General features: G+C 71.0%; 17 protein-coding genes. 12 read left to right on the top strand and 5 right to left on the bottom strand.

What is annotated here, in order from left to right; translation table 11 throughout:
• Nucleotides 1–132: 132 nt before the first annotated feature.
• The gene (locus tag SNA_RS15495) at nt 133–630 is read right to left on the bottom strand and encodes an FBP domain-containing protein (protein ID WP_030064954.1); all 498 of its coding nucleotides are present in this window, start codon (nt 628–630) and stop codon (nt 133–135) included.
• Nucleotides 631–774: 144 nt separating this feature from the next.
• Here SNA_RS15495 and SNA_RS15490 point away from each other — a divergent pair, with 144 nt between their 5' ends.
• Nucleotides 775–1,332, top strand: coding sequence for a PadR family transcriptional regulator (locus SNA_RS15490; RefSeq protein WP_030064955.1), 558 nt, complete (start codon nt 775–777; stop codon nt 1,330–1,332).
• 26 nt (nt 1,333–1,358) lie between these two features.
• Nucleotides 1,359–3,080 (top strand): acyl-CoA dehydrogenase family protein, encoded by a 1,722-nt coding sequence (locus SNA_RS15485; protein WP_030064956.1) that lies wholly within the window; start codon nt 1,359–1,361, stop codon nt 3,078–3,080.
• 147 nt (nt 3,081–3,227) lie between these two features.
• Here SNA_RS15485 and SNA_RS15480 read toward each other — a convergent pair whose 3' ends face one another.
• On the bottom strand, nt 3,228–4,421 hold the full coding sequence (locus SNA_RS15480) for a macrolide family glycosyltransferase (protein WP_030064957.1): 1,194 nt from the start codon (nt 4,419–4,421) through the stop codon (nt 3,228–3,230).
• Between the two features lie 199 nt (nt 4,422–4,620).
• Nucleotides 4,621–5,172, bottom strand: a complete 552-nt coding sequence (locus tag SNA_RS15475) for a YciI family protein (protein WP_030064958.1) — start codon at nt 5,170–5,172, stop codon at nt 4,621–4,623.
• 402 nt (nt 5,173–5,574) lie between these two features.
• On the opposite strand from SNA_RS15475, the gene dhaK reads away from it, so the two are divergent.
• From dhaK to SNA_RS15460, 3 genes are all read left to right on the top strand, one after another.
• Nucleotides 5,575–6,567, top strand: a complete 993-nt coding sequence (dhaK, locus tag SNA_RS15470; protein ID WP_030064960.1) for a dihydroxyacetone kinase subunit DhaK — start codon at nt 5,575–5,577, stop codon at nt 6,565–6,567.
• 157 nt (nt 6,568–6,724) lie between these two features.
• A complete protein-coding gene (gene dhaL / locus SNA_RS15465) occupies nt 6,725–7,333 on the top strand; it encodes a dihydroxyacetone kinase subunit DhaL (RefSeq protein WP_030064961.1) in 609 nt (202 codons plus the stop codon).
• Nucleotides 7,330–7,752: a PTS-dependent dihydroxyacetone kinase phosphotransferase subunit DhaM gene (locus SNA_RS15460; protein WP_044365448.1), complete on the top strand. Its 423-nt coding sequence runs from the start codon at nt 7,330–7,332 to the stop codon at nt 7,750–7,752. The genes dhaL and SNA_RS15460 overlap by 4 nt, the downstream gene beginning before the upstream one ends.
• A 27-nt stretch (nt 7,753–7,779) precedes the next feature.
• Here the strand turns inward: SNA_RS15460 and SNA_RS15455 are convergent, their stop codons facing one another.
• Nucleotides 7,780–8,712 carry an SAM-dependent methyltransferase gene (locus SNA_RS15455; protein ID WP_241779671.1) on the bottom strand — a complete coding sequence of 311 codons (933 nt, stop codon included), beginning with the start codon at nt 8,710–8,712 and terminating at the stop codon, nt 7,780–7,782.
• Between the two features lie 403 nt (nt 8,713–9,115).
• Between SNA_RS15455 and SNA_RS15450 the strand changes: the two genes are divergently transcribed.
• The 3 genes from SNA_RS15450 to SNA_RS15440 all read left to right on the top strand — a co-directional run bounded on the left by SNA_RS15450 (nt 9,116) and on the right by SNA_RS15440 (nt 12,093).
• On the top strand, nt 9,116–9,907 hold the full coding sequence (locus SNA_RS15450) for an RNA polymerase sigma factor (RefSeq protein ID WP_241779670.1): 792 nt from the start codon (nt 9,116–9,118) through the stop codon (nt 9,905–9,907).
• Between the two features lie 2 nt (nt 9,908–9,909).
• Nucleotides 9,910–10,749 (top strand): hypothetical protein, encoded by an 840-nt coding sequence (locus SNA_RS15445; protein WP_241779669.1) that lies wholly within the window; start codon nt 9,910–9,912, stop codon nt 10,747–10,749.
• Nucleotides 10,750–10,905: 156 nt separating this feature from the next.
• Nucleotides 10,906–12,093, top strand: a complete 1,188-nt coding sequence (locus SNA_RS15440; protein ID WP_241779668.1) for a sialidase family protein — start codon at nt 10,906–10,908, stop codon at nt 12,091–12,093.
• A gap of 36 nt (nt 12,094–12,129) precedes the next feature.
• Here SNA_RS15440 and SNA_RS15435 read toward each other — a convergent pair whose 3' ends face one another.
• On the bottom strand, nt 12,130–12,558 hold the full coding sequence (locus SNA_RS15435; protein ID WP_241779667.1) for an STAS domain-containing protein: 429 nt from the start codon (nt 12,556–12,558) through the stop codon (nt 12,130–12,132).
• A gap of 361 nt (nt 12,559–12,919) precedes the next feature.
• On the opposite strand from SNA_RS15435, the gene SNA_RS15430 reads away from it, so the two are divergent.
• The 4 genes from SNA_RS15430 (at nt 12,920) to SNA_RS15415 (ending at nt 16,998) form a co-directional block, all read left to right on the top strand.
• Nucleotides 12,920–13,681 carry a DeoR/GlpR family DNA-binding transcription regulator gene (locus SNA_RS15430; RefSeq protein WP_030064972.1) on the top strand — a complete coding sequence of 254 codons (762 nt, stop codon included), beginning with the start codon at nt 12,920–12,922 and terminating at the stop codon, nt 13,679–13,681.
• A 203-nt stretch (nt 13,682–13,884) separates the two neighbouring features.
• A complete protein-coding gene (locus SNA_RS15425) occupies nt 13,885–15,189 on the top strand; it encodes an ABC transporter substrate-binding protein (RefSeq protein ID WP_078969933.1) in 1,305 nt (434 codons plus the stop codon).
• Nucleotides 15,173–16,159, top strand: coding sequence for a carbohydrate ABC transporter permease (locus tag SNA_RS15420; RefSeq protein ID WP_044365445.1), 987 nt, complete (start codon nt 15,173–15,175; stop codon nt 16,157–16,159). The genes SNA_RS15425 and SNA_RS15420 overlap by 17 nt, the downstream gene beginning before the upstream one ends.
• Entirely contained in the window at nt 16,156–16,998 is an 843-nt protein-coding gene (locus SNA_RS15415) for a carbohydrate ABC transporter permease (protein WP_044365443.1), read from the top strand. Before SNA_RS15420 ends, SNA_RS15415 begins: the two co-directional genes overlap by 4 nt.
• Nucleotides 16,999–17,032 lie beyond the last annotated feature (34 nt).

The raw sequence follows: 17,032 nt of genomic DNA, 5'->3' as shown, positions 1-17,032 counted from the left end.
CTGTCCGACGGGTCGGCGCGGGCCCACGCCGACCCGTCGGACAGGCTCTGGCCCGGGGAGCGGGCCGGGTTCGGTCACCCCGCGCGGGGCGGCGGGGCCCGGGATGCTCCGCCGGGCCGCGCGGCGCAGGGGTCAGGGTGCGAGGACCTTGTCCACGAACGCGTGCACGTTGGTGAGCGTGCGGTCGATGCGCTCCTCCAGGGTGAGCGATTCCTCGTAGCGCAGCAGGCCGGTCTGCTTCTTGCCGCGGAGGTAGAGGGAGCAGGCCAGGTCGGCGCAGAAGTACGCGCCGACGGTGTTGCCCTGGCGCCCGGAGGCGCCCGCCTTGCGCGCGGCCAGCAGGGCCACGCCCGACCCGGGGTGGCCGGTCAGGCACATGGTGCAGGCGGTGGTCTTGGTGAAGCTCCGGCTGACGCTCTGCGGGGTACGCAGGGTGACTCCCAGGAGCTTGCCCGCGCGCTCCGTCACGAGATAGCCGCGGTCGGGCGCTCCGGGATCGCGCCAGCCCAGGAAGTCCAGATCCGGCCAGTCGAGATCGGACAGGTCCCGCGGCAGGCTGATTCTGCTCGCCTCGCCCTTCGAGCAGTTCACGAAGGAGGCGCGGATCTGTTTTTCGCCGATCGGTTCCATGGTCGCGGAAGCTAACACGGCCTTCTGACCTGCGTCGCGGGAATATTTGGCGGGAACTTTCCGGGGCGCCGCCAGGGTGAGCCGTGTCTCACCTCGGGCGGTGCCGCTTGTCTATGCAACGAGTTGCATAGAAGGATCCGGGGCATGGCGCTCGAACACGCGATCCTCGTCTCCCTGCTGGAGAAGCCGGGCTCCGGCTATGAGCTGTCCCGGCGGTTCGAGCGGTCCATCGGATACTTCTGGACCGCCACCCATCAGCAGATCTACCGCGTCCTCAAGCGCATGGAGAGCGACGGCTGGATCGATGTCCGCGACGTGCCGCAGCAGGCCCGGCCGGACAAGAAGGAGTACTCCGTCGCCGCCCTCGGCCGGACGGTCCTCTCGCAGTGGCTCCATGAGCCGATCGAGCCCGAGAGCGTCCGGCATGAGCTCGCCGTGAAGATCCGCGGCGCGGCCTTCGACGATCCGGCCGCTCTGATCCGTGAGGTCGAGCGGCATCGCCAGGCGCACACCGAACGGCTGGCGCACTACCTCGCGGGGGAACGGCGCGACTTCACCGGCCACGAGGCCCCCGAAGCGCCCGACGCGGGCCGGGAGCTCCAGCACGTCGTGCTGCGCGGCGGCATCGCCTACGAGCGGATGACGCTCGACTGGCTCGACGACGTACTCGCCACCCTCCACCGGCTCGCACCACAGCACTGACCCTCACTCCGGAAAGGCATCCACCCATGGCCGACCCGTTGCTCTTCAACCCGCGCACCTACGACCCCGCGCACTTCGACCCCGAGACCCGCAGGCTGCTGCGCGCCACCGTCGACTGGTTCGAGGACCGCGGTAAGCGCAAGCTCATCGAGGACTACCGCTCCCGCGCCTGGCTGGCCGATTTCCTCGCGTTCTCCGCCAAGGAAGGGCTGTTCGCCACCTTCCTCACCCCGTCCTCCGCGGCCGACGGACACCAGGACAAGCGCTGGGACACCGCCCGTATCGCCGCCCTCAACGAGATCTTCGGCTTCTACGGGCTCGACTACTGGTACGCGTGGCAGGTGACCATCCTCGGCCTCGGCCCGGTCTGGCAGAGTGACAACGCGGCTGCCCGCACCCGCGCGGCCGAACTCCTCTCCCAGGGCGAGGTCTTCGCCTTCGGCCTGTCCGAGAAGGCCCACGGCGCGGACATCTACTCCACCGACATGCTGCTGGAACCCGACGGTGACGGTGGCTTCCGGGCCAGCGGCTCCAAGTACTACATCGGCAACGGCAACGCCGCCGGGCTCGTGTCCGTCTTCGGCCGCCGCACCGACGTCGAGGGTCCGGACGGGTACGTCTTCTTCGCCGCCGACAGCCGCCACCCGGCGTACCACCTGGTGAAGAACGTCGTCGACTCCTCCAAGTACGTCAGCGAGTTCCGCCTCGACAACTACCCGGTGGCCGCCGCCGACATCCTGCACACCGGCCGCGCCGCCTTCGACGCCGCCCTCAACACCGTCAACGTCGGCAAGTTCAACCTCTGTACCGGCGCCATCGGCATCTGCGAGCACGCGATGTACGAGGCCGTCACGCATGCGCAGAACCGCATCCTCTACGGCCGTCCGGTCACCGCCTTCCCGCACGTCCGCCGCGAGCTGACCGACGCCTACGTCCGCCTCATCGGGATGAAGCTCTTCAGCGACCGCGCCGTCGACTACTTCCGCTCCGCGGGTCCCGACGACCGCCGCTACCTCCTCTTCAACCCGATGACGAAGATGAAGGTGACCACCGAGGGCGAGAAGGTCATCGACCTGATGTGGGACGTCATCGCCGCCAAGGGCTTCGAGAAGGACACCTACTTCGCGCAGGCCGCCACCGAGATCCGGGGGCTGCCGAAGCTGGAGGGCACGGTCCACGTCAACCTCGCCCTGATCCTCAAGTTCATGGGCAACCACCTGCTCAACCCGGCCGAGTACGCCCCGGTACCCACCCGCCTCGACGCGGCCGACGACACCTTCCTCTTCCAGCAGGGACCGGCCCGCGGCCTGGGCTCCATCCGCTTCCACGACTGGCGCGCCGCCTACGACACCTACGCCCAGGTGCCCAACGTCGCCCGCTTCCGCGAACAGGCCGACGCGCTCTGCGAGTTCGTCACCACCGCCGCCCCCGACGAGGAGCAGAGCCGCGACCTCGACCTCCTCCTCGCCGTCGGGCAGCTGTTCGCGCTGGTCGTGCACGGCCAGCTGATCCTGGAACAGGCGCATCTGACCGGCCTCGACGAGGACCTGCTCGACGAACTGTTCGCCGTCCTCGTACGCGACTTCTCCGCGCACGCCGTCGAACTGCACGGCAAGGACTCCGCCACCGCGGACCAGCAGCGCTGGGCACTGGGCGCGGTCCGCCGCCCGGTCATCGACGACGCCCGCTCCACCCGCGTGTGGGAACGCGTCGAGGCCCTGGCCGGGACGTACGAGATGGCCCCGTAACCACAAGGGCGCTGCCGCTGCCCCCGGCGGGCAACGGCCGGGCCTCCACCGGCCGGCCCCACAGGCTCAGCCGACGTCCATCGGCGTCGGCTGAGCCTGCTGCTTCACCCGCAGCCCCCGCCCGCCGCCCGCTGCCCGCCCCGCGCATCAGCACACTCGCTCCATGACCAGCTGTTCCTCGATCAGCTCCACGGCGCGGCGGGTGCCGCCCTCGGCGCGTACCTCGGCCCACAGCCACGCCGAGCGCGCGGCGACCTGGGGATCGCCGATGAGTTCCATCAGGGCCGTACGCAGCGCCGCGGCCGTGACGTCCGCGGTGTCGATGCGGCGGGCGACGCCCAGTTCGACGAGGCGGTCGGCGTGGAGGCACTGCTCGGCCCCGTGCGGTACCGCGATCATCGGCACACCGGCGTACAGGCCCTCACCGCTGCTGCCCATACCGGTGTGCGTCACCCACGCGTCCACCTGCTCCAGGATCGTCAACGGCGGTACCCACGGCCGCGCTTCGAAGTTCGGCGGAACCCGTTCCCCCAGCTCGGCCGGATCGCCGCCGGTGGCGATCTGCAGCACCACATGCCACCCCGGAAGATCCGCGAAGGCCGCCACGCACTGCCCGTAGATCTCCCGCTGCCTGCGGTACGACGAGCCGCCCAGCGACACCAGCAGCACCTTCTCCACACCGGCCGGCCGCATCCAGCCGCCCTGCTGCCCACCGGCGCCGAAGCACGGGCCGACGAACGTCACCGCCTCGGTGTCGACCCGGTCCACATACGGCTGCATGGCGCGCGGGATCATGGCGAGCACCCGCGGCGGCCGGCCTGTGAACTCCTCCACGTTCGTGGTCACCGCACCGCAGCGGGCCAGCCAGGCGGCGAACCGCGCCCGGTGGGCGGAACCGCCGGGCAGCCTGGCAAACGCCGCGCCGACCTCCTCCAGGGCACCTTCCCAGGCCACATGCGCCGGTGAGAGCTGGACGAGGCCGCGGCCCTGCGCCTCGGCCAGCGCGCGGCCCGCGTACGCGCCGTTGTCGTAGAGGTAGAGGTCGGCGGGGGCGTCGTCGTACGCGGCGTGCAGCTGCGGCAGTACGGCCATCGCCTCGTCGAGGAAGAGGGAGGCGGAGGCGATGGGATCCTGCGGCCAGTCGCTGTCGGCGACCGGCAGGGTGGAGGCCACGTGGACCAGCTCGGCACCGGTGTGGGCCATCAGCTCGGCGACGTGGCCGGCGGTGGCGTACGTGACGCGATGGCCGCGGGCCACCAGTGCGCGGATGATGTCCAGGCTGGGCAGCACATGGCCGGCCATAGGCGTGCCGATCATGGCGATATGGGCAGGACGGGACATGTCAGCACTTCCTTGAATTGAGGTCTACGGCAGGGAAACGCTGACGGGTGCACGGAGGAAACGCGGCAGCGCGCAACGGAGCAACGCAGGGCGCCGGCCGCGGGAGCACCGCAGCGAAGGGGGCTGGTGACGAAGGCCCCCGGGCCACGGGCGTGTCCACCCGGTCCAGCGCATCGGACCAGGTGGCCTGCGAAGCCCCCTAGGACCGGCGCCCGCCGAACTGCCAGTTGTGCACCTCGATGTCGGCGTACCGGTCCGGGGTCAGCAGGGCGCGTGCCGTTTCCGGGTCCGGTGACCGGACCAACGCCGCCGTGCCCAGCCAGATGGCGCCGTCGTCGGACAGCAACGGCCCGTAGGCGATCAGCCCGTCCCGGTCGGGCGGCACCGCGAGGTCGGCGGCCTGCCCGGTGCCGAGGCCGAGCACCAGGTACCGGTTGCCGCCGGTCGGTCCGCCGGGGAAGTCCCACATGGTGCGCCCGAGCGCGTTGCGCCACCGTCGCAGCAGCACGTCCCGGTAGACGCCGGCCCGGTGGTTCGGCTCGTCGAAGGCGAACGCGCGGGCAGCGGCGGGATCGGGCAGGCCGACGATGTGCACACTGCCGGTGGGTGTGGCGCCGTCGTGGGAGAGGGTCGGGCCCCGGGCGATCATCTCCTTCCCGTACCGGTCCATATAGGACCAATGCTCTTCCAGCAGCTCGTCGCGCAGCGGCAGGGAGTCGGGCCGGTCGCGGTGGTAACAGAGGAAGTCCATGCCCAAGAATCTCTTCACGGAAGTCACCGGGTCGAGCGCGTTTCGCGGCGATGGCTGCCCGGCGGCCTGGCGCAGCAGGGCGAGGGGCCGGGTGATGCCGTGCAGCGGAGCGCTCTTGCCGGTGCAGCCCCGGAACTCCACCGAACCGAAAGAGACCCGCCCACCCTCGTCCGGTGCTGCCCGCCGCCCGGAAACTCCGTCTCTGCTCACGTGACCTTGGTGGTGCGAGCGCAGATACTGCACTTGGAGCGGTGTGGAGGCCGTTTCCGACCGCCAAGGGCCACCAAAGGCCACCGAGGACCGCCGAGATCAATAGTCGAGACCAATAGTGGTGCATACGCACTCTGAATCGCCAAGACGCTGACTGGAAAGCCCAGCCGCTCATGCCACCCGGAGGTACCCGTGAAGATGCTGATCAACGTTCCCGAGACCGTCGTCGCGGACGCGCTGCGGGGGATGGCGGCCGCGCATCCCGAGTTGGTGGTGGATGCGGAGAACCGGGTGATCGTGCGGCGGGATGCGCCGGTGGCGGACAAGGTGGCCCTGGTGTCCGGGGGCGGGAGTGGGCACGAGCCGCTGCACGGGGGGTTCGTGGGGCCGGGGATGCTGGATGCCGCGTGTCCCGGGGAGGTGTTCACCTCGCCGGTTCCTGATCAGATGGTGCGGGCCGCGGCGGCCGTGGACAGCGGGAGCGGTGTGTTGTTCGTGGTGAAGAACTACACCGGGGACGTCCTGAACTTCCAGATGGCGGCGGAACTGGCGGAGGACGAGGGGATGCAGGTGGCCAGTGTGCTCGTCAATGACGATGTGGCGGTGACCGACTCGACCTTCACGGCCGGGCGGCGCGGGACCGGGGCGACGCTGTTCGTGGAGAAGATCGCCGGGGCGGCGGCCGAGGAGGGCATGCCGCTGGAGCGGGTCGAGGCGCTGGCGCGGCAGGTGGTGGAGTCGTCGCGGAGTTTCGGGGTGGCGCTCAGCGCCTGCACGACGCCCGCGAAGGGCGGACCGACCTTCGATCTGCCCGCCGGTGAGCTGGAGTTGGGGGTCGGCATCCACGGCGAGCCGGGGCGGGAGCGGCGGGCGATGATGACGTCGCACGAGATCGCGGACTTCGCCGTCGACGCGATCCTGGAGGATCTCCGGCCGCGGCTGCCGGTGCTGGTGCTGGTGAACGGGATGGGCGCGACGCCACTGCTGGAGCTGTACGGGTTCGCCGCGGAGGTGCGCCGGGTGCTGGACGAGCGGGAGGTGGCGGTGGCCCGTACGCTCGTGGGGAACTATGTGACGTCGCTGGACATGGCGGGCTGCTCGGTGACGCTGTGTCAGGTGGACGGAGAGCTGTTGCGGCTGTGGGAGGCGCCGGTGGAGACGCCGGCGTTGCGGTGGGGGCGGTGAGCGGGCCTGTCGGAACGTACCGAGCCTCGGTCCCGGCGGACCCCGACAGGCCCCGACAGGCCCCGACAGGCCCGGCAGAGCGTCAGTGCACGGAAAGAGCAGATCGGTGCACTGAACGAGCAGAGCTGACAGAGCGGACAGAGCAGAGGAGCAGTGCGTGAGCGACAGCGAGTTGGATGCCGCGTTCTTCGTCCGGTGGATGGTGGCGGCGGCGGCCTCGGTGGAGCGGGAGGCCGGCCGGCTGACGGAACTGGATTCCGCCATCGGGGACGCCGACCACGGGAACAATATGCAGCGGGGGTTTGCTGCCGTGGTGAAGGCGCTGGAGGCCGATGCGCCCACGGCTCCGGGGGCGGTGCTGACGTCAGCCGGGCGGCAGTTGATCTCGACCGTGGGCGGCGCGTCCGGGCCGCTGTACGGGACGTTGCTGCGGCGCAGCGGAAAGACGCTGGGCGACGCGGCGCGGGTGACGAGACAGGAGCTGCGGGCGGGGCTCCGGGCGGGGGTGAATGCGGTGGCGCAGCTGGGCGGTGCGGCGCCCGGCGACAAAACGATGCTGGATGCGCTGGTGCCGGCGGTGGCCGCGCTGGAGACGTCGTTCGAGGCGGCGGCCGAGGCGGCGGAGGAGGGGGCGCTGGCGACCGTACCGATGCTGGCCAGGAAGGGGCGTGCGAGCTACCTGGGGGAACGCAGCATCGGGCATCAGGACCCGGGCGCGACGTCATCGGCGCTGCTGTTCGCTGCCCTCGCGGAGGTGGCGGCGTGACGGAGGGGGGGCAGGGCTCCGGGCCGGTGGGGATTGTGCTGGTGTCGCACAGCGGGCCGGTGGCCGCATCGGTCGCGGAGATGGCGGCGGGACTGGCCGGCGGCGGGGCGACGGCGCCGGTGGCCGCGGCGGGAGGCACACCCGACGGCGGGCTCGGTACGAGTGCCGAGCTGATCGGCGCGGCGGCGCGGAAGGTGGACCGGGGTGCCGGGGTGGCGATTCTGGCCGACCTGGGCAGCGCCGTACTGACCGTGAAGGCCATGGTCGCCGAGGGGGACGAACTCCCTGCGGGGGCACGGCTGGTGGACGCGCCGTTCGTGGAGGGCGCGGTGGCCGCCGTGGTCACCGCCTCGGCCGGCGCGGACCTGGACGCGGTGGCGGCGGCGGCCGGGGAAGCGTACGGCTACCGCAAGGAGTGAGCGGGCGGCGGGGCGCGGCGCGGCCGATCACGGCTTGCGGGCGACGGCCGCGTAGCAGCCCGCCTCGGCGTCGGCGACGTAGGTGGCGTCCTCGGGGCGGTCGGGGCGCCACTGGTGGGGGAGGGCGACGCCGGGCGCCAGCAGCTCCCAGCCGTCGAAGAAGCGGAGGAATTCGCCGCGCGAACGGAATTGGAGGACGGTGCCCGCACCGCGGTAGATCTCGACGATCTTCTCCATGGTGCCGGGGCCGAAGTCCGGCGTCGCATGGGTCATGGCGAGGGTACTGCCGCTGGGCAGGGCGGACTTGAGGGTGTCGACGATGGCGTGGGCGCGGTCGCGGCCGTCGTCGGTGACGAAGTGCATCAGGGCGTTGAGGCTGAGCGCGACGGGTTCGCGCAGATCGAGGGTGTGGCGCAGCTGCGGCGCCGCGAGGATGGCCTCGGGGTCGTTGACGTCGGACTGGACGTACGCCGTGCGCCCCTCAGGGGTGCTCAGGAGCAGGGCGGCGGCGTGGGCGAGGACGATGGGGTCGTTGTCGGTGTAGACGATGCGGGCGTCGGGGGCGATGCCCTGGGCGATGTCGTGCAGATTCGGCGGGGTGGGGATGCCGGTGCCGATGTCGAGGAACTGGCGCATGCCCGCCTTCACGAGGGCGCGGGTCGCGCGGTGCATGAACTCGCGGTTGATCCGGGCCGCGATGAGCGCGGAGGGGAAGACGGACAGCACGCTGCCGGCGGCCATCCGGTCGGCCAGGAAGTTGGTCTTGCCGCCGAGGAAGTAGTCGTAGATACGGGAGGAATGGGCGCGGTCGAGCTGGAGGTCGACGATGGGGCCGGCCGGGCGCCCGGGCCGGTGGTCGGCCGTCCCGTCGCTCGTGCGGTCGGCCGTCCCGTCGTCGATGCCCGCGTCGAAGCCCTCGTTCATGCCTTCGTTGATGCCTTCGCTCATGCCCGCGTTCACGCCCTCGTTCCTGCCGTCGCTCAACCGTCGCTCTCGCGGTCGCTCGTGCCGTCGTCGTTGCGGTCGCTCATCGTAGGGCGTTTTTGCGGTGCGGCCCGCACCGTCGCGGCGTTCCGATTGCCGTTTCCCGTACGGCAGTTGGAGACCTGCCCCGTACCGCACGGAGCATGCCCGAACGGCGCCGTGCGCCCCGGCGTACGCCCGGCGCATGCGCATGCCGACTGAACATGCCAGCGGCACGGGTAGTCATATGAATACGCAGCGGAAGATTTTCTTGCGCCCCGGTGCCACAAACAGGCGCACTTTCCTGTTCATTAGAAGTGAGGGCAGACAGTCCTCCCGCTGCGACCGGCATCCTCGGTGCGGCAGCAGCGGCGCACGGCGAACGGAACGAGGACGGCTCGTGGGCGCAAACCGGGACCGACTCCTGCCGGCGTGCGCTGAGGCGCATGGCCGTTGCGCGGACTTAGCGGCCTCGGATCCCCCGGACCGCCAACTCTCCATAGCCCTGGAGGCGTTCCACGCCACGCATGCCCGCAAGTGGCTGACGTATGCCTATCTGCACACGGGCAGCGAGGACGCGGCCCGCGCGGTGACCCGCTCCGCCTTCCGGCGGCTGGGCCGGCTGTGGCCGCATGCGCTGCGGCAGGCGTCGGTGGAGGCGTTCGCCTGGTCGGTGCTCAAGGAAGGCGTGGTGGAGTGGCTGTACGACCACCGGCAGCCCACCGCGCTCACCGAAACGGCGGCCTTCGCCGTCGTCGCCCAGGCCCTGCTGCGCGAGTGTCAGCAGCGGTTCGCGCTGCTGGAGAGTCAGCTGGGGCTGTATGCGGCGATCGCGCGGCTGCCGGAGCGGCAGTGCGATGTGATCGTGCTGCGGCATGTCATCGGCTACAACGACGCGCAGATCGGGGCGCTGCTCGGCGTCGACGAAGTCACCGTCCGCTCCTATGCCAGCCGGGGCAAACGCAGGCTCGCCGCCGCGCTCGGTATCGATCGGGGCACGGCGGCGGCCGGGGACGGCGAGCCCAGCCACGGAAACGACCACGAACGGGCCGCCCACCACGACCAAGGTGACGAGCCCACGCACCACCACGGACACGACCGGCACCACGGACACCACCGGCAGCACGACCACGACCACAGTCACGACCAAAGCCACAGCCACAGCCACGAGGAATCAGCAGGGGGGAATTGACCATGCCGCACGCCGATCACACCGGTCGCGCAGAGCACGCCGGCCGCGTCTGCCGCGCCGATCACACCGGCCGTCGCTCCGGCCATGCCGGACGGAACGACCGCCGCCGTCCCATCGGGCGCCGGGACACCGTGGAGACGCTGTTGAGCGCCGCCGCTGCGGTGTCCGGGATCGACGGCCTCGCCGGGTTCAGCGATCTCGACGATGCGGGGGCGCTCGACGGGCTCGGCTGCTTCGAGGGGGTGACGGACGGGGCGCTCGGCGGGCGGCCGGGCCCGGCACGCGCCGACCGGGGCGCGCCCAGCGCGTATCCCAGCGCCCGCGACGAGGCCACGCATGAGCTGGAGCTGGCCTGTGCGCTGGTGGTCAATGCGGCGGCGGCCGCGGCCAGTCTGGAGCGGCTGGTGGACGAGCATCACATCGACCCCGAGGGCGCCCTGGTCTTCGGCTGTCTGCTGCACATCACCGGGCGCTTCGAGGCCGCGCAGTTCTGGTGGCACTTCGGCGCGGGCGCCGGGAGCCGGACCGCCGCGTACTGCCTGTATCTCTCCCACCGGCGCAACGGCGAACACCGCGATGCGGACTACTGGCGCGGGCAGGCCGCGCATACGCCGGACGAGGAGCGTCCGGCGGTGGCCGCGTTCGACGAGAAGCAGTTGCTGCCGGACGCGGCCCGGCACAATCTCCTGGTCCAATGGCACAGCGGGCTGGCCCCGACGCTGCCGGCCGCACTGGAGAACGTGATCAACCGTCTCGTGGTGGACGGCGACGACGAGGATTTCGGTGAGATCCCGCGGCCCTCGCCGACGCTGGTACGGGATCTCGGGCGGGTCACCTACTAGCCCACGGCATCCGTCCGGCCGGCCGCACGGGAGCGCGGCCACGGCACGCGGAGGTCTGCCCCGGTCGGGTGGATCAAGCCCGCGGGCGGTTCGCCGGGACGGCGCTTACCTTGGCGACGAGGCTCGTGTCCCTGCCCCGCCGCCCTGGAGGTACCGGTGAAAGCCGTCCGTCCGGCGAGAGCCGCCCGTTCCCTGTCGCTGGCCGTCCTCCTCGCCACCGGCACCGGTCTGGCGTCGGCCACCCCTGCGGCCGCCGCCCCTCCCCCCGATCCCGCCGCCCCCCTCTATGAGTCCACCGACCTGGCGGTCTCCGGCGAAGGGGCGCACACCTACCGCATCCCCGCGCTGGAGACGCTCCCCGACGGCACCCTCGTCGCCGCCTACGACCGGCGTAACGACAGCGCCTCCGACCTGCCCGGCAATGTCGATGTGATGGTGCGGCGCAGCACCGACGACGGGCGGACCTGGAGCCCCCCGCAGGCGGTCGCCGACTACGACGGCGGGGCCGGCGCGGGCGATCCCAGCCTGATCGCCGACCGCTGGACCGGCCGCCTCTTCCTCTTCCACATGTACGGCCCCAGGGGCATCGGCTTCGGCAACGCGGGCATGGGCAACGACCACCGCAGCACCACGATCCTGCACACCGACTACCACTACTCCGACGACGGCGGCCGCAGCTGGCGCGCCCGGCGGCTGACCCGCGACCTCAAGGACCCGACGTGGCTGGGCATCTTCGCCTCGTCCGGCACCGGCATCCAGCTCTCCTCCGGGCGGCTGCTCCAGCAGTACGCGCTGCGCAAGGCCGACGCCAGCATGTGGGCGGCCAGTGCCTACAGCGACGACCACGGGAGGACCTGGCGGCTGGGGACGCCGGTGGGGCCGCTGATGGACGAGAACAAGACCGTGGAGCTGGCCGATGGCCGCATCATGCTCAACAGCCGTACCGGCAGCACCACACGACGGCTGGTCGCCTACTCCCGGGACGGCGGGCTGACCTACAGCACGCCGGTGGCGGACGACGAGCTGATCGACCCGGTCAACAATGCGTCGATCCTGCGCTACGACCCGACCGCGCCACCGGGCCACCCGCGGGCGCACTGGCTGCTGTTCAGCAATACGGCGAGCACCAGCGCCCGGCGGAACCTCACCGTCCGGCTGTCCTGCGACGACGGCCGCAGCTGGCCGGTCTCACGCGTCGTCACGCCCGGCCCGGCGGCGTACTCCACCCTGACCCGGCTCAAGGACGGCACGTTCGGGCTGCTCTACGAGTCGGGCCCGTACCGGAAAATCACCTTCGCGCGGTTCAACGACGCCTGGCTGGGCGCACCCTGTCCGGCCGGATGACCGCCCCCGTGGCCGTCACCCCGATGGCGCCGCCGCTCACACGAACGGGTCATCGCCGGGCAGCGCCGGTTCCTCGGGCGCGGGCGGCCAGGCCGGACGCGCGCCTTCGGGGACGGCCGCCAGCGCATGACCGACCGTCGGGAAGCAGGAGAAGACGCTCAGCGACTGGGTGCCGATCAGCAGCCGCAGCATTCGCACCCCGAGCGAGGCCAGGAACAGCCGGCCCTCCAGACGGCGGCACAGCCACTCCAGCGCCAGCAGACAGCTCAGCCCCCGCGAGTCGCAGAAGCGCAGCGCCGTCAGATCGAGCACGAGGAAACGGTGGCCGGCCGAGACGATGGACCGCGCCTCGGTGAGAAACGCCTGCTCGGTCCGGAGATCCAGCTCCCCGCTGACGCGCAGTACCGCGCACTCGTCCGCCTCGACGACCGTCGTGACCGCCAAGGACCGCATCTCCGCACTCATGGCGTCCAGACTAAGCGCCCCTTTCCCCCTCATCACCGGCACGGCCCGCCCGCGTACGCCGGTCGCCCCCGGATCGTACGGACGACGACGTCCGCGACGCGTGCGCGCCGGAGCGGGCGCCCGTACGGAGCCCTCCATCGGGGCGAACGGGCACCAGGAGGGGCGGCAGGCCAGGCCAGGACGGTGGGGGCCGGGCGGAAACGGGCGGATTTTCCCCCGTAACGGGCGAAGGTCCGTCGTCCTACCGTTGCTATAAACCTGCTGCGGGCAGAAACGGGCAGGGCCGTGACCGAACGGACCACCCGGACCGCCGCGGTCCGGCAGCGGCCGCGAGGATCACCGATACGGGCAGGAGCACACCATGAGGGCCGAAGAACGCCAGCGCCGCCTTCTCGTGCTGGCCCGGCAGTCGGGGCGGGTCGAGGTCGCCGAGGCGGCGGCGGAGTTCGGGGTCGCCCGCGAGACCGTACGGCGCGATCTGAGCGAGCTGGAACGGCGCGGGCTGATCCGGCGGACGCACGGTGCGGCGTATCCGGTCGAGAGCGCGGGGTTCGAGACCACGCTGGCGCGGCGGGAGACCCAGCAGGTGGCCGAGAAACAGCGGATCGCGGCGGCCGCGGTGCAGCTGATGGGCGAGGCGGAAACGGTGTTCGTGGACGAGGGCTACACCCCCGAGCTGGTCGCGACGCTGCTGCCCACCGACCGCCCGCTGACCGTGCTGACCGCCTCGCTGCGCACCGCCTCGCTGGTCTCCGCGTCCGAATCCACCACCGTGCTGCTGGCCGGCGGCCGGGTGCGCGCGGGAACCCAGGCGACGGTGGGCTCCTGGGCGCGGGACATGCTCGCCGGTTTCGTGATCGACCTGGCCTTCATGGGCGCCAACGGCATCTCCCGGGAGCACGGTCTGACCACCCCCGATCCGGCGGTCGCCGATGTGAAGAGGCAGGCGGTGCGCTCCTCGCGGCGGCGGGTGCTGGTCGGGGTGCACAGCAAGTTCGGGGCGAGCAGCTTCTGCCGGTTCGCCGAGGTCAGTGACTTCGACACGATCGTCACCGACTCCGGGCTGTCCGCGCCGGAGGCCCATCGCTACTCCCTCCTGGGGCCCCAGGTGCTCCGGGTCTGACCCGGGCGGGGCCCCCGGACGACCGGCCCCCTACGACTCCCCCACAGCCGCCGCGGTCGCAGCCTGCGCCGCCGTGCGGTCCCCCGCCGTGCCCACGGCGTGATCTCGTACACCCGAAATGAGAGGTAAGTGCCGTGAACGCACCCTTCCCCGGGCGAGGCCGCACCGGCCGCGCCATAGCGCTGACGTCGGCCGCCCTGGTCATGTCGCTGTCCGCCACCGCCTGCTCCGGCGCCGGTCAGGTGGGCAAGGGCGACGCCCAGGCCATCAATGTGCTGATGGTGAACAACCCGCAGATGGTGGACCTCCAGAAGCTCACCGCCAAGTACTTCACCAAGGAGACCGGCATCAAGGTGAACTTCACCGTGCTGCCGGAGGACGATCTGCGCGACAAGATGAGCCAGGACTTCTCCAGCCAGGCCGGACAGTACGACGTGGCCAGTCTCAGCAATTACGAAACGCCCATCTACGCCCGCAACGGATGGCTCGCCCCGCTCGGCGAACGGGCCGACAAGGACCCGGAGTTCAACCAGAGCGACATTCTCGCTCCGGTCCGCACCTCACTGACCGCCGCCGACGACAAGGTCTACGCGGAGCCGTTCTACGGCGAATCGTCGTTCCTGATGTACCGCAAGGACCTTCTCAAGGCCGCCGGGCTGACGATGCCCGCGCATCCGACGTGGCAGCAGGTCGCCGACATGGCCGCCAAGTTGGACGGCTCCCGCAAGGGCCTGAAGGGCATCTGTCTGCGCGGCCAGGTCGGCTGGGGCCAGCTGATGGCCCCGCTGACCACCGTCGTCAACACCTTCGGCGGGACCTGGTTCGACAAGGACTGGAAGGCGAAGCTGGACAGCCCGGAATTCGCCAAGGCCACCCAGTTCTACGTCGATCTGGTCCGCAAGCACGGCGAGGCGGGCGCACCGCAGGCCGGCTACGCCGAGTGCCTCAACAACATGCAGCAGGGCAAGGTCGCCATGTGGTACGACGCGACTGCCGGCGCCGGCTCGCTGGAGAGCGCCGACTCGAAGGTCGCCGGGAAGGTCGGCTACGCCCCGGCGCCGGTCGACAGGACCGACAGCTCGGGCTGGCTGTACACCTGGGCGTGGGGCGTGGAGAAGGCCAGTCAGCACCAGGACGCCGCCTGGAAGTTCATCCGCTGGGCCTCCGGCGCGAAGTACGAGCAGCTGGTGGGCCGGGAACTGGGCTGGTCGAGGGTGCCCGGCGGCAAGCGGGCCTCCCTCTACCGCAACCCGCAGTACCTGAAGGAGTCCGGGACCTTCGCCCGCGCGACCCAGCAGGCGATCAGCTCGGCGCGGCCCACTGACCCCGGCGTCCAGCCCCGCCCGGCCCCCGGGATCCAGTTCGTCGACATCCCCGAGTTCGCCGACCTGGGAACCAAGGTCTCCAACGAGATCAGCTCGGCCATCGCCGGCAAGGAGAGCGTGACCGAGGCCCTCAAGAAGAGCCAGCAGCTTGCGCAGGAGGTGGCCGATGCCCACCGCCACTGAAACGACCCGACGCGGCCCACGCGGCCAGGCGGCCGTCGCGGTACCTGGCAGGCAGGCGGCCCGGGCCCGGCGCGCACAGCGGGCCAGGGACTGGGCGCGGCGCGCGCCCCTGCTGCCCGCGCTGGTCTTCCTGGTCGTCGTGACCCAACTGCCGTTCGTGGCAACCGTGGTGATCTCCTTCACCCACTGGAACGCGCTGGCCCCCGGGAACCGCGGGTTCGCCGCCTTCGACAACTATGTGGCGGTCTTCGCGGACTCCGCGATGCGGTCGTCGGTGGTGACGACGGTGCTGCTGACCGTCACCGTGGTGCTGGTCAGCCTGCTGCTGGGGCTGGGCCTGGCGCTGCTGCTGGACCGCAGCTTCCGCGGCCGCGGCATCGTGCGCACCCTGCTCATCACCCCGTTCCTGGTGGTGCCGGTGGCGTCCGCCCTGCTGTGGAAGCACGCCCTCTACAACGCCTCGTACGGGCTGCTCAACGGCGCGCTGACGTGGATATGGGGGCTGTTCGGCAGCCATGATCCGCCGCAGCCGGACTGGATGACCAATTCGCCGCTGGCCGCGGTGGAGGTGTCGCTGATCTGGCAGTGGACGCCCTTCATGATGCTGATCCTGCTGGCCGGGCTCCAGAGCCGGGCGGCGGATGCGATCGAGGCGGCGCGGATGGACGGCGCCTCGGCCTTCGACATCTTCCGCTATCTGACGCTGCCCCATCTGCGGCGCTATCTGGAGCTGGCCGCGCTGCTCGGGACCATCTACGTCGTCCAGAACTTCGACGCGGTCTTCACCATCACCTCCGGCGGCCTGGGCACCGCCAACCTCCCCTACACCATCTACCAGACCTTCTACCAGGCCCACGACTACGGACGGGCGTCCGCGCAGGGCGTCGTCGTGGTGCTGTGTTCGCTGGTCGTGGCCACCTTCGCGCTGCGCACCGTCTCGTCCCTGCTGCGCGAGGAGGTCACCCGATGAACAGCGCACCCCTGATCCGGCGGCGGACCGGAAGTCTGCTGGGCCTGGCGGCCTGGCTGTGCGGGATCGCCTTCTTCCTGCCCGTCGCGTGGATGGTGCTGACGTCCTTCCACAGCGAGACGGATGCGGCGACCAACCCGCCGAGCATCGTCGCCGGGCTCAGCCTGCACGGCTACCGCGAGTTCTTCGGCGCGGGCACCGGCGTCAGCCCCTGGCCGCCGCTGATCAACTCGCTCACCGCCTCCGTCGTCTCGACGCTGCTGGTGCTGGCGCTGGCCGTCCCGGCGGCGTACGCGCTGTCGATCAAGCCGGTGCGCAAGTGGAGCGATGTGATGTTCTTCTTCCTGTCCACGAAGATGCTGCCGCTGGTGGCCGGGCTGCTGCCGGTCTATCTCGTCGCGCAGAACAGCGGGATGCTGGACAGCATCTGGCTGCTGGTCATCCTCTACACCTCGATGAATCTGCCGATCGCGGTGTGGATGATGCGCTCGTTCCTCTCCGAGGTCCCGGGCGAGATCATGGAGGCCGCCTCGATCGACGGGGCGGGGCTGCACACCACCCTGACCCGGATCGTCGCGCCGATCGCCATGCCGGGCATCGCGGCGACCGCCCTGATCTCCTTCATCTTCAGCTGGAACGAGCTGCTGTTCGCCCGGGTGCTGGCCGGCGTCGTGGCCGGTACCGCGCCGGTGTTCCTGACCGGTTTCGTCACCAGCCAGGGCCTGTTCCTGGCCAAGCTGTGCGCCGCCGCCACCGTCATCTCCCTCCCGGTGCTCATCGCCGGATTCGCCGCCCAGGACAAGCTCGTCCAGGGCCTCTCCCTCGGTGCCGTGAAGTGAACCGCACTCGTGAAGTGAACATAAGCCGTGAAGT

The organism is Streptomyces natalensis ATCC 27448 (assembly GCF_000935125.1).
GTDB lineage: Bacteria > Actinomycetota > Actinomycetes > Streptomycetales > Streptomycetaceae > Streptomyces > Streptomyces natalensis.
The sequence above is the reverse complement of the archived record's forward strand: the minus strand, read 5'-3'. Positions and strand labels throughout refer to the sequence as shown.